Genomic DNA, 13,288 nt, shown 5'->3' with positions numbered 1-13,288 from the left:
CTTTGGAGGATTTCTATGAAAAAAATTATGATTAAAGATATGCCTCAGCATATCGGTGAAACAGTCAAAATTGGCGCTTGGTTAGCTAACAAACGTTCAAGCGGAAAAATCGCTTTCTTACAACTACGAGATGGCTCTGGCTTCGTGCAGGGCGTTGTAGTGAAAGAAGAAGTAGGCGAAGAAATTTTTACAACGGCAAAAGGGATGACGCAAGAAACTTCTATGTATGTTATTGGTGAGGTTAAAGCAGACGAACGTTCAAGCTTTGGCTGTGAACTTGCTGTAACAGGAATTGAAGTACTACATGCAGCAACAGATTTCCCAATTACACCAAAAGAACATGGCCCTGAATTTTTAATGGATAACCGTCATTTATGGCTACGTTCTCGTAAACAGCATGCCATAATGAAAATTCGTAACGAAATTATTCGTGCAACATACGAATTTTTCAACAACAATGGTTTTACAAAAATGGATCCACCAATTTTAACAGGATCTTCGCCTGAAGGTACTTCAGAGCTATTCCATACTAAATATTTTGATGAAGATGCGTATCTATCTCAATCTGGTCAACTTTACATGGAAGCGGCTGCAATGGCATTAGGGAAAGTATTCTCATTCGGTCCAACATTCCGTGCTGAAAAATCTAAAACACGTCGTCATTTAATCGAGTTCTGGATGATCGAGCCGGAGATGGCATTCGTGGAATTTGAAGAGAATTTAGAAGTACAAGAGCAATATGTAGCGCATATCGTACAGTCTGTTCTGGCAAACTGCAAATTAGATTTAGAGCGATTAGGCCGTGATACATCGAAGCTTGAAAACATCCAAGCGCCATTCCCTCGTATTTCTTATGATGATGCTATTAAGCTTCTACACGAACAAGGCTTTGACGATATTGAGTGGGGCGATGATTTTGGTGCGCCACACGAAACAGCAATTGCCAATTCGTTTGACAAACCAGTATTTATTACGTGTTACCCTGTAGGTATTAAACCATTCTATATGCAACCACACCCAGACCGTGATGATGTTGTATTATGTGCTGATTTAATTGCACCAGAGGGTTACGGTGAAATTATTGGTGGTTCTGAGCGTATCCATGACTATGATTTATTAAAATCTCGCCTAGAGGAACATAACCTTTCATTAGATGCCTATGCATGGTATTTAGAACTTCGTAAACAAGGTTCTGTTCCGCATTCAGGCTTTGGACTTGGATTAGAGCGAACTGTAGCATGGATTTCTGGCACAGAGCATATTCGTGAAACAATTCCATTCCCACGTTTACTGAACCGCTTATATCCATAAGCTAATCAATTTAAAAGTCGCGTAGTGAACTATCTACGCGGCTTTTCTACTTACTTAAAGAAGGAGTCTGGAGAAACATGAACGTAAATAATCATCGACTCCGTACATGGACTGAGCAGAGAATGATTCCAATTCCTCAGCTTTTTTTTCAGTTTTATAAGGAGTTAAATATGGAGGATGAGGAGGCGCTCCTTGTCATGCACTTACTAGCCTTTCATATGGAAGGGAATGATTTCCCAACACCTAATGATCTAAAGAATCGTCTCACGATGCCTGACAATGATATTACGAAGCATTTACAACGATTAATGCAAAAAGGCTTCCTCGAAATTACGAGAGATGTGGATACGAGTGGTCGATTATATGAAAAATATTCTGTATATCCACTTTGGGAGCGAATTGTGCAGATAATCGATATGAAAGAGCAGCAAACGTCTGCAGCGACACTTCGTCAGGAAGAAGGAGAGATTTTTCGTCTATTTGAAGAGGAAATGGGACGCCTTTTATCTCCTTTAGAGCTTGAAAAAATAGGATGTTGGCTTGATGAGGACAAGCATAGTCCAGCACTCATTAAAGAGGCCCTAAAGGAGGCTGTTTTTGCTGGGAAGCTGAGTATTCGTTATATTGATCGCATTTTATTAGAGTGGAAAAAGAAAAATATAACGACACCTCAAGCTGCTCAAAAGCAAAGTGAGCAGTTCCGTGAGAAGCAGACATTTAACAGAGCACCAGCTCGAACAGTACAACAAGAATCAACACAATCGACCAATAAAGTACCATTTTACAATTGGTTAGAAGAAAGAGAATAGGGGGCATCCGGTTTGTTAACGAAAAAACAGTGGGAGCATTGTCTAGATGAAATGGATCGAATGTTTCCCGATGCACATTGTGAGCTTGTACATGACAATGCCTTTGAGCTGACTATTGCTACATTATTATCTGCCCAATGTACAGATGTACTAGTCAATAAGGTGACAAAAACATTATTTCAAAAATATAAAACGCCAGAAGATTACTTAGCTGTATCGTTAGAGGAATTGCAGCAGGATATTCGCTCTATTGGTCTCTATCGCAATAAGGCGAAGAATATTCAGGCTTTATGCCAACGTTTGTTGGATGAGTATGGTGGTGAAATACCTGCAACACGAGAAGCACTGGTAACATTGCCTGGTGTAGGACGAAAAACCGCCAATGTGGTGCTTTCAGTGGCCTTTGATATTCCAGCACTTGCAGTGGATACCCATGTCGAGCGTGTGTCCAAACGTCTTGGCCTATGTCGATGGAAAGATTCAGTACTAGAAGTGGAAGAAACGATTATGAAAAAAACGCCAATGGATAAATGGTCCAAAACACATCACCAGTTAATTTTCTTTGGGCGTTACCATTGTAAGGCTCAAAATCCAGGATGCCATACCTGTCCTTTACTCAGTGATTGTCGGGAAGGGCAAAAACGTTTGAAGAAGGGCTTGGTGAAGGAAGCATGAATAGTGAGGCCATCGCAAAAGATAAAGTAGATGCATGGTTTACCAAGTGGACAACTCTGCAAACGACGATCCATACAGCTCATGATACAAGAAGCGGCATGGCTAAGCAGTTAATGGAGGAAGCAATTGAGTTGTTTGAACAACTTGTACATGCTGCAGGGGATGAAGTGTTACCGATTAATGGCGTTGAACGACTAGCCTTTATCAAAGCGAAGCCAGGTCAATATGCATGTTATCGTCAGCTAGATGAGTTATTTAAGGAGACAAAAAAGCGGACAGCACGCTTGCGAATTCAAGCTAGTAAAAGCTAGGGTTATTGATAAGTGCAGGAAGTGGATAAAAGACATGAAGTGAAGGATAGAGCGAAAAAAGTGAAGGATAGCGCGTTAAATCTGACAGATAGCCTCTATATCCGCTCATATAAAAAACCGAGAAGCAGCATCATGTGCTTCTCGGTTTTTTCGTTTATTCTGTGCTTTGATCTTCTTCAGTTGGGTTGGTAGGTTCGGTTGGAGTCGTCGGCTGTAGATTGCCATCATTATTATTGCCAGGGTCTCCTCCGTTGCCATTATTACCTTGCCCATTACCATTATTATTATGGTTATTGCCATTACCATTATTGCCATTTTCACCATTGCCATTGTTATTACCATTGTCTTCTTGCCCAGGATCTATTGGTAAATCAATTTCTGGCTCATCTGGTTCTTCCGTTTCTAAATCTTCTTCAGACGTGCTTGTGATTTGGAAAGTAGTTGTACCAGGTTCACTACGTGTGCCGTCCATAATGGCTACGACAGAGATTGTGTAATTTCCATCCTCTAGCGTATTGCCAACGGTTAGCCCTTTGCTCTCGGTTGTGCCTAGAGCAAACGTTTGACCGTCATCACGTGTAGCAGTGACTTCAAATGAAGTTGGTAATGGTTCGTCCGTTTCTGGATCTACGATAGCATCATGTTCCCAAGAAATATTAATGGACTGTGCTTCTAAATCTAAGCTTGCCGAAACATTATAAGGTGTTGATAATTCTGGTGCTTCATAGACAGTCGACACCTCTTTTGGTTCAGTTCCACGTACAAATAGCTCTGTTTGACGCAATTCACTAGGCGTGTAATCACTTGCTAATTTTAGTGGTTTAGAGCCTACTTCAATCGTTGCTTCTACAACCGAATTTGGTTTTTTAAAGCTTGCTGTTTCAACATTAGCTGAAATTTCTTGCATTATCGACTTAAATAAATTTTGTGGTAATCGACGTTCTTCCCATGTTGTAATTGGATCAAAATGTTTTTCATACCCACTCCATATCGCAATGGAATAGTTTGTTGTATAACCAGCAAACCATGAATCAGGCACACTTGTATTCGGTAAGTTATATTTATTGAAATCTTCTGCAGAGTAGTTTGTTGTACCTGTTTTACCTGCAATATCTAAGCCAGGTACATTGGCAGCAGTACCAGATGCATCTGGTTTATTGCCTACTACATCACGCAGCATATCCGTTACCATATAAGCAGTATAATCGCTCATAGCAACTTTAGATTCAGGTGTGTAGTTTTTAGATGTTTTGCCATCACGATAGACAATTTTTGAAATCGCATGTGGATCCGTGTAGACCCCGTTATTACCGAAAGCTGCATAAGAAGCTGCCATTTGGATAGGGGAGATTGTAATAGCTCCTCCACCAATTGCATCCGATTCATAAAGATCATCTGTTTTAATGCCTAAATTTCCTACAAATTCCTTTGCCTTTTCAGTGCCAACCTCTTGTAATGCTTTGACAGCAGGAACGTTTCGTGAAGCATATAAAGCTTTACGAGCAGTCATGGCACCCATATATCGGCCATCCCAGTTTGTGATCGTTTGTTTTGTACCTGTGTAATTCATTGGCTCATCGACAAGTGTTTGACCTGTAGACCAATTTAAATATTCGATAGCTGGACCATAGTCAACTAATGGTTTCATTGTAGAACCTGGTTGATTTTTTTTCAGGTCGTCTGCGTAGTTCCAGCCACGTTCAGCACCGTAATGGCGACCACCACCAACCGCTTGAATCGCACCCGTTTTTGTATCGATAACTGCAACACCAGACTGAATTTCTTCAGTAGGGAAATTACTGTCATCGTTCATGACATTTTCTACAACCTTTTGGGCACCTGGATCAAGTGTTGTGTAAACTTTAATCCCTTCTGCCATCGCCGTTCCATCGCCGTTTTCTTCCAATTCATTAATCACGACATCTAGGAAGGCATCATATTTGGAACCAGCAAATGATTGACGTGTTGCATCATCAGCAAGACCTGCTTGAACTTCCACTTTCTTTGCTTCTTCCATTTCAGCTTTAGTTATTTTTCCATGTTGATACATTAATCCTAAAACTGTGTTACGACGTTTTTTTGCAAGCTCAGGATTTTTTAATGGATTATAAGCATTAGGTCGTTGTACTAACCCTGCTAATAAGGCTTCTTCATCTAATGTTAAATCTTTTAATTCTTTCCCATAGAAATATTGTGCTGCTGTTCCGAAGCCATAAATACGACCTGACATGAGCATTTTATTGAAGTACATTTCAAAAATTTCTTCTTTTGAATATTTACGCTCTAACTGAAAGGCTAGCCATGCTTCCTGTGCTTTACGCTTTAATTTTTTCTCATTTTGTAAAAAAGAGTTTTTCACAACTTGCTGTGTTAGGGTAGATGCACCTTGAGCACCGAAGCCATCACGGAAGTTGGCAAGAATAGCACCACCTAAACGATAAAAATCCATCCCGTGATGCTCGAAAAAGCGTACATCTTCCGTTGCTAGAATAGCGTTAACCATATCTTCTGGTATATCTTCATATTTTATATATTTACGGTTTTCTGCACCGATTGTTGCGAATAGTTCACCGTTTTTATCGTAGAACTCTGAAGAAACAGGGTCCTTTAATAATTCCTCATCAAGCTCTGGTGCTGTGCTAGCATAGTAGGCAAATAACCCAGCTCCTCCTATGAAGCCTGCCACACCGATAGCTAAGATCGCTAAGAAAATACGTTTAAACCATGTCTTAGCGGATGAAGTTGGTTTATTCTTTTTCTTTTTATTTTTTTCAGCGAGAGCTTTTTGATGCTCTCCACGTGTTCGACGACGTTCAGTCATTCTTATTTCTCCTCACTTTCAAACCTGCAGCATTTCGCATCGATCAATCGTTGGATGATGGGCAAATAATCGATACGTGGATAATAAGTCGTAGGAATTTCATATGCCTCTTCTTCAATCATTGAAAAGGGTATCGATTTCCGACTGCCATTCTCCATTGCTTGCCAGGCCTTTTGTAAAACTTCATATGGCACAATAAAATAACGTTCAAAAGCAGAAAAGCGAACGATTATAAAAGCCACACCATTTTGTTCCGTCACTTGCTGCATATGGGTCATTTGATGCTCATGAATATTTTTTAAGGGGAAACTCGTTTTGGAAGCAGTTTCCTTTGCATCAAAATCAATATAATGCCCATTCCAAACACCATTGTAGTCGGTTGTGGAAGGTGTTCGAAAGTATGCTTCTCGAATAACAGCAGCACTTCTCGAAGGATACTCTACTTTGACGATTTGCACAGGAACAGGTTTCTTATGAATGATAGCAAGTCGCCTTTTTATATAATAGTCGTTTGCTTCATTAATTTCATCTTCTAGCGTCTTTCCACGATTACTAAAAGACAAATCTTTGTTTCTACTTTTTTTTTCTGTTTTCTGTACAGAAGCATTGGGGGTATACAATTTCCCGTTTGGATAACGAATTGTCATTAAGCTCACCCTTTACCATACTGCATTTCTAATCATTAGTTTACCATGTTTTTATAGCTATTCTCTACTTCCATTTATTATGTTACCGCTACTAGAATAGTAGATAACGAAAGATAATGAAGAACAAATTGCGTCGAAAATTCGCCAGCTCCTTTATTACTCGAATCGTCAAAATAACTGATAAAATGAAACACGAAATCGGGTTGAAATCTTTTCACATTCAGACCCTTCATTCATGACGCTTTTTTAGGTTGAAGGTTCACTATTAAAAATTTATCGAAAATCTTCTTCTTTCAGCTAACTTACGCTTATTTTGTCACCCTTGAAGGTAATTCTATACATTCGAGGAATACTAAAGTTAAAGCAAAGGAGGCGTTATTTTGAACAAGTTAAAACAATTAGTTGCGCAGTTAGATCTGGTCAATCAATTACTTTTCACAAGAGTGTCCCTGGAAAACAATGCACAGAGTTTGCACTTTTTTATGCAGCTTAAAGCGGTTAGCCAGAAAGTAAGCTTAGCAGAAAAGAACTGGCAAGTAAAGAATGCTTGTTCGCCTACTAGTAGTGAAAAATGATAGACTTTGGTACACTTATCTCATAAGCAATTGAACTATCGCTATAGCATTAAAATTGATACAATTTTTACCACAAAAGTACGGTGAATGGTGTCAATGCAGTGATATTTCCGTAGTTGATTTGATGGACAAGACATACTCACCATATATATGCAATGACTACGAAATATATTTGCTTACGTGATTGATGAGAGATGAGGTGCAAAATTGTTAGTGATTCAGCAAACAGCCCAATTAATAGATGAATGTGAACATAGTGTATCAAGGTTCTGGCAAATGCGTGAAGAAGACCGGACGCCAGATTTTTTTCAAGAGGTGAAACCACACGCTGATAAAATTCACCAGCTGTTGAAGGAATGGCAGCAAGAAGCAAATAAATGGATTGAACAAAATCGACCGAAATATATGCATACTCAACAAATTGCTTCAGCGGTAGAATCGATGGAGCAATTTGTTGTGCAGTCTTTTTATAAAGAAACAAGTAAAAAACGTTTTTTAGATGCGATTCATTCTACCTCCTATACATTAAAAATCTTTGAACGATTGGTAAGGGAGGGAGAAACGGATGCTAACGAAGAAACGAACGATTAGTGAGCTTTTACAAGAGTGGAGATATGATGAAGAATTAAAAGAGCGTATTCTTCATTGGCAAACATTGGAGGGCCGACCTGCCAAATATGCACCTTTCCCGGAAAATTTACACCCTTCATTAGTGAAGGCATTGCAGGCAAGAGGCATTGAGCAACTTTACACCCATCAAAGAGAGGCTTTTGATTTGGCGCAGTGTGGTACATCGTTTACTGCGGTTACACCAACTGCATCTGGTAAATCGTATTGCTATCATCTACCAGTGTTGCAAAAAATATTGGAAGATCCAAACGCGCGTGCCATTTATTTATTTCCGACAAAGGCATTAGCGCAAGATCAAAAAAATGACCTAAATGACCTTATCGAGCTAAGTGGTGAGGAGATATTGAGTTATACGTATGATGGAGATACGGCTCCAGGCATTCGTCAAAAGGTTCGCAAGGCAGGGCACATTGTTATGACAAACCCTGATATGCTTCATTCAGGTATATTGCCACACCATACGAAATGGGTATCCCTCTTTGAAAATTTACAATATATCGTAATTGATGAGCTGCATACCTACAAAGGGGTATTTGGTTCACATGTGGCACATGTTATTCGTAGATTAAAGCGTATTTGTGAATTTTATGGCAGTAACCCTGTGTTCATTTGTACGTCTGCTACTATAAAAAATCCTAAGGAGCTTTCAGAGCTGCTGACGAATGAACCACATACGCTCATTGCTGATTCGGGTGCACCAGTTGGCAAAAAAACCTTCCTTTTTTACAACCCACCTATTATTCATAAAACGTTTGGGGTGCGTAGGAGTGCCGTTTTAGAGGTCAGTGATTTAGCTAAAAGACTTTATGTTGCTGGCATTCAATCGATCATTTTTGCTAAAAGTCGGGTGCGTGTTGAGATGATTGTGACCTATTTAAAGGAACTTACACGAAACAAGCTGCTTGATGAATCTGTGCGTGGTTATCGAGGGGGATACTTGCCATCTGAGCGCCGCGTCATTGAAAAAGGCCTGCGTGATGGCACAATCCAAACGGTAGTTAGCACTAATGCATTAGAATTAGGCGTGGATATCGGCCAATTACAAGCGTGTATTATGACCGGTTACCCGGGAAATATTGCGAGTGCTTGGCAACAAGCAGGACGTGCAGGAAGACGTCAGGATGAGGCATTGATTATTTATGTTGCCCAATCTTCCGCATTAGACCAGTATGTGGTGAATCATCCGTTGTTTTTACTAGGGAGTACGCCAGAGGAAGCGCGTATCTATCCAGAAAATATGTTGATTTTAATGGATCATTTAAAATGTGCGGCCTTCGAGCTACCTTTTTCAACAGGCGATATGTATGGAGAATATGACATCCAGGATTTATTGGATTATTTAGCGGAAGAAGGGGTTGTCTTTAAGACGAGTGATAAGTGGCATTGGATGAGTGACCGTTTCCCCGCGCACGATATAAGCTTGCGCTCAGCGTCCCAGGAAAATGTGGTCATAATTGATCTGTCCATTCCTGCCCAAACAAAGGTGATTGGTGAAATGGATCGTCATAGTGCGATGACCCTGTTACACGAAGAAGCTATATACCTGCATCAAGGTATTCAATTTCAAGTAGAGAAACTTGATTGGGAAGAAAAGAAAGCCTATGTCCGTGAAGTAGATGTAGATTATTATACAGATGCTAATTTAGCAGTTGAGATGAAGGTGCTAGAGGAGGATCGTAGTCGTCATTATGGAGGTGGTACGATTGGTTTTGGCGATGTTGGCTTAGTGGCACAGGCAACGATTTTCAAGAAAATCCGCTTCGGCACACATGACAATATCGGGTCTGGACCTATTCATCTACCGCCAGATGAAATGCATACAAGCTCGTCTTGGTTATCGTTCAACAAAGTAGATCAATGGTCCGAAGCAGAATTAACGGACGCGATGACTGGAGCAGCTTATGCGATGAATGCCTTTATTCCAATATTTATTCAGTGCGACAGTAGCGATGTAGCTGTCGTACCACAAGTAAAAGCTTCACATAATGAATTGCCAACATTTTTCATTTATGATAAGTATCCTGGTGGTATTGGTTTAAGTGAAAAGGTTTATGACTTATGGGAAGATCTTATAATCAAAACATTAGTGCATGTTTCAAGTTGTCCTTGTGAGTCTGGCTGTCCATCATGCATTGGTGCACAAGACAGTTTGCAAGAAGGGAAGAAGAGAGTAGTAGTACTACTTCGGCTATTAACTCAAAAGTAAAATATAGAAGGCTTAAGGGATGACAGTATAAGTTCCCTAAGCCTTCTTCCATTTTTGTGCCGCCATGCTACGGGTTTTACTGAAGGAAAGGGTAAGAGAGGATGAGCAGAGCGTACGAAAAAGAATCAGTTACATTATTTCTTTTACCCCATCATTTATTTTCTACTTAGAACAGGTTTTCAATATATTTCAAATGACGAATTGAAATGGAAGGAAAGCTTATCCATTATGATTATTAGTATGATCGTGCTGCTCTTTGCCCTATTACTTTTTAATTGGTCTAAAACTCCCTATGATTGGAAAAAGGATAAGGATGTTTAGAATCACGAGCTAACTCCTACATATGTGTTTAGAGCAAAGAATATTTTGAATGAGCTAATAAATCGTGTTACTCTTGCTAGAGAGATGTCTTAACTATAAGCAGAAAATGAGTGAAATACATGTCTTACGAAAATAAAATACTCCAAATGAAAAAAATGCTTGGTAAAAAACCAGCGACTCAACAAAAGGTGGAAGAACCCGCTTTTCAAAAGCCTGCAAAGCCAAGCTATACAGAGCAATGGCAAAAAGCAGGACTAACGGTTGTTGAAAATGACTTTGGCATTGTGTTTAAGCGTCAAGTACACTATCCATTTTCTTATCAGCATGGCCATTATCAGCTACGGTCATTTTTTGATGCCTTGAAAAAATGGCAAGGTGCCGATTTTCATCACCCTTATGCGCTTGATATAAATGAACCTGTATTATTTTTTGATACAGAAACAACCGGCTTAAAGGGTGTGGGAACGCATATTTTTCTGCTCGGTTTTTTAGAAATGGCAGAGGAAGGTTTTGAGTTGACCCAATATATTCTTGCTGACCCTGCACACGAGGCAGCTTTTTTGTTTGAATCTAAGCTATGGCAAAAAACAGCGACCGTTATTACCTATAATGGAAAAAGCTTTGATTGGCCACAGCTTGAAACACGTTGGACGCTTCACCAGAAAACGTTACCGAAATTACGATCACAACGACAAATAGATTTGTTGCATAGTTCGAAGCGTTTATGGAAAAATGATATGGAGCGCTTAAAATTAAAATCTGTGGAGGAAGAGAAACTTGGTTTTTCTCGAAAAGGAGATATTCCAGGTCATCTCGCACCTATTATTTATTTAGATGCTGTGAAAAGCGGCATACCAGATGCCCTTATGAAGGTTTTGCTTCATAACGAGTGGGATTTACTGTCCCTTATCACACTTTATAGTCATTCTACACATTTATTGTTTGAGGAAGACCATGAAGAATCCGCAAAAACCTTCACTAATATTGGGAAATGGTATGGTGATTTAAAAGAAAGCACCCAAAGTGTTAGGGTATTAGAAAAGGTGACAACTCAATTTGATGCACTAGAAGCAGGCCATGCTCAATATTATTTAGCCTTACAGCATAAAAAGAGTAAACGCTATAGTGAAGCCATTGACTCATTTGTGGCCTCTCTCCATTTTGTAGAAGCAAGAACAAAGTTACATGTCCTTGAGCAGCTAGCCATACTTTATGAGCATCAAATAAAAGATTATGAGCAGGCCCTTTACTATACGCATGAGGGCATACGTCTAATTCGAAATAATGAGCAATGGAGAGCAGAACAAAAACAAAAATGGGAAATTTCATGGGAAAAGCGATTGCACAGACTAGGAAATAAGAAATAATTTCCTGGGTAAGCGCAAGAATCGACAACTTTATCCTTACAATTGGTGTTTTCAGACGATATAATGTGATGAAGTGTGCTATAATGTATTCGTGTATGTAGTGTGAGGAAGGGCGATGTGAATGGACATTAAATTAACGTCAAAAATGATCCTTGAAAAGGAATTTAAAAAGAATTTTAAAGGCTATAATGTAGAAGATGTAGATTCTTTTCTTGATGAAATTATTCAAGACTATGAAACGTTTGAAAAAGTGGTGGCCCAACTACGTGAAGAAAATAGACAATTAAAAGAGGAAATTGATAGTACACCAAAGAGACAACCAGTTGCTTCAGCAACAGCTGGTACAACTAACTTTGATATTTTAAAACGTCTATCTAATTTAGAAAAACATGTATTTGGTAGCAAGCTATACGAATAAATTTAGTCATTTATATTGTATTTAACATAAAACTCTAGTATAATCTTTCGTATCATCATGAAATTCTGGTAATCGCTGCGGCGCTAGACGTCGTAGAGGAAAGTCCATGCTCACACGGTTCTGAGATGGCCGTAGTGTTCGTGCTTACTGAAAAAATAAGGTAAGGCAGCTGTTCAGGCTGACGGCGGAAGGAAAACCTACGTCTTTGGATATGGTTGACACTTCCTGAAAGTGCCACAGTGACGAAGCTTGCTTGGAAACTTGCAAGGTGGAACGAGGTAAACCCCACGAGTGAGAAACCCAAATTATGGTAGGGGCACTCTCTAGAAGGAATTGAACGGATAGAGGGACAGAGTTTGCTCTGTAGATAGATGATTACCACCTGATCGTACGAGGCGCAAGCTGTTTGAGTACTCGGGAACAAAACATGGCTTATGGAATTTTTTGATGCTTATCTATGAATAACAAGCGCTCTCCAACTCGGTGGAGAGCTTTTATTTTGAGTTCATGAGGAAAAAGTAACCTTGTTAATCAAGTCTTGGTATGCGCGATACGTTTGAGAATAGCTAAATCAGTGCTCTCTCTATCGCTACCGCTTCTAAGTCACAATATCTAAACGGTTATCGTAACAATATAATGTATGTAGATCTTGAGTAGATAAATAAGTCGAGCCTCAGGTATCAATCCTAAAGGTGATAAGAATACGTACATCTTCTTTCCATTTCAGCCGGTGTCCTAAAATTTTGGAGTGGCGCTTTTCAAGGAAGCTTGAAAATCTAGATGCATTTTTATCTACGCGAAAGCGAAGCGTCAGCGAAAATTTACGCTGAGGCGTAATGGATTACATACCGATTGACGAAATGCCCTTCTTAGGGAGTATAGAGAGATAGGATGGAGCGGAAACATGAACGGAGTGAATAATTGGGAAAGTATGGATAAGTTGAATTTGATTTCAAAATATCCTACGACCTTAGTACTTAAAATCTTCGAAAATGTATCTGAAGGTATCATGATTACGGATGAATACAAAAAAATAGTAATGGTGAATCCCGCCTTTGAATTTGTGACAGGCTATACACGAGATGAAGTGGTTGGAAAAACGCCCGCCGTTTTGCAATCGGGTGTACATGAATTGCCTTTCTATTTAGAGATGTGGGAACAGATACGACAAGAAGGCATTTGGCAAGGTGAGATATG

The 13,288-nt window shown here is 39.5% G+C and carries 12 protein-coding genes and 1 other RNA gene; 11 read left to right on the top strand and 2 right to left on the bottom strand.

What is annotated here, in order from left to right:
• Positions 1–15 precede the first annotated feature (15 nt).
• The 4 genes from asnS to RT445_RS07200 all read left to right on the top strand — a co-directional run bounded on the left by asnS (position 16) and on the right by RT445_RS07200 (position 3,106).
• Complete coding sequence (asnS, locus tag RT445_RS07215) at positions 16–1,311, top strand: asparagine--tRNA ligase (protein ID WP_313470260.1); 1,296 nt, start codon at positions 16–18, stop codon at positions 1,309–1,311.
• A 77-nt stretch (positions 1,312–1,388) separates the two neighbouring features.
• Positions 1,389–2,120, top strand: coding sequence for a DnaD domain-containing protein (locus RT445_RS07210; RefSeq protein WP_312505528.1), 732 nt, complete (start codon positions 1,389–1,391; stop codon positions 2,118–2,120).
• 12 nt (positions 2,121–2,132) lie between these two features.
• On the top strand, positions 2,133–2,795 hold the full coding sequence (gene nth, locus RT445_RS07205; protein WP_274796458.1) for an endonuclease III: 663 nt from the start codon (positions 2,133–2,135) through the stop codon (positions 2,793–2,795).
• Positions 2,792–3,106 carry a YpoC family protein gene (locus tag RT445_RS07200; RefSeq protein ID WP_313470258.1) on the top strand — a complete coding sequence of 105 codons (315 nt, stop codon included), beginning with the start codon at positions 2,792–2,794 and terminating at the stop codon, positions 3,104–3,106. Before nth ends, RT445_RS07200 begins: the two co-directional genes overlap by 4 nt.
• 154 nt (positions 3,107–3,260) lie before the next feature.
• On the opposite strand, the gene RT445_RS07195 is transcribed toward RT445_RS07200, so the two are convergent.
• Both RT445_RS07195 and recU read right to left on the bottom strand, forming a co-directional pair.
• On the bottom strand, positions 3,261–5,927 hold the full coding sequence (locus RT445_RS07195; RefSeq protein ID WP_313470256.1) for a PBP1A family penicillin-binding protein: 2,667 nt from the start codon (positions 5,925–5,927) through the stop codon (positions 3,261–3,263).
• Between the two features lie 2 nt (positions 5,928–5,929).
• Positions 5,930–6,574, bottom strand: a complete 645-nt coding sequence (recU, locus tag RT445_RS07190; RefSeq protein WP_313470254.1) for a Holliday junction resolvase RecU — start codon at positions 6,572–6,574, stop codon at positions 5,930–5,932.
• A 380-nt stretch (positions 6,575–6,954) separates the two neighbouring features.
• On the opposite strand from recU, the gene RT445_RS07185 reads away from it, so the two are divergent.
• From RT445_RS07185 to RT445_RS07155, 7 genes are all read left to right on the top strand, one after another.
• Positions 6,955–7,149: an endonuclease gene (locus tag RT445_RS07185; RefSeq protein WP_274796463.1), complete on the top strand. Its 195-nt coding sequence runs from the start codon at positions 6,955–6,957 to the stop codon at positions 7,147–7,149.
• A gap of 213 nt (positions 7,150–7,362) precedes the next feature.
• Positions 7,363–7,740 (top strand): YppE family protein, encoded by a 378-nt coding sequence (locus RT445_RS07180; protein ID WP_396631794.1) that lies wholly within the window; start codon positions 7,363–7,365, stop codon positions 7,738–7,740.
• Positions 7,715–9,985 (top strand): DEAD/DEAH box helicase, encoded by a 2,271-nt coding sequence (locus tag RT445_RS07175; protein ID WP_274796465.1) that lies wholly within the window; start codon positions 7,715–7,717, stop codon positions 9,983–9,985. The genes RT445_RS07180 and RT445_RS07175 overlap by 26 nt, the downstream gene beginning before the upstream one ends.
• Positions 9,986–10,425: 440 nt before the next feature.
• On the top strand, positions 10,426–11,673 hold the full coding sequence (locus RT445_RS07170) for a ribonuclease H-like domain-containing protein (protein ID WP_274796466.1): 1,248 nt from the start codon (positions 10,426–10,428) through the stop codon (positions 11,671–11,673).
• Positions 11,674–11,794: 121 nt separating this feature from the next.
• Positions 11,795–12,091: a cell division regulator GpsB gene (gene gpsB / locus RT445_RS07165; protein ID WP_274796467.1), complete on the top strand. Its 297-nt coding sequence runs from the start codon at positions 11,795–11,797 to the stop codon at positions 12,089–12,091.
• A 60-nt stretch (positions 12,092–12,151) separates the two neighbouring features.
• Positions 12,152–12,531, top strand: an RNA gene (gene rnpB / locus RT445_RS07160) — RNase P RNA component class B.
• Between the two features lie 464 nt (positions 12,532–12,995).
• The coding region (locus RT445_RS07155) for a PAS domain-containing protein (protein ID WP_313470250.1) at positions 12,996–13,288 on the top strand (293 nt) is incomplete at its 3' end.

Source organism: Lysinibacillus sp., assembly GCF_032093475.1.
In the GTDB taxonomy this organism is placed as follows: Bacteria; Bacillota; Bacilli; order Bacillales_A; family Planococcaceae; genus Lysinibacillus; species Lysinibacillus irui.
This window is presented reverse-complemented; position numbering and strand designations above follow the sequence as displayed.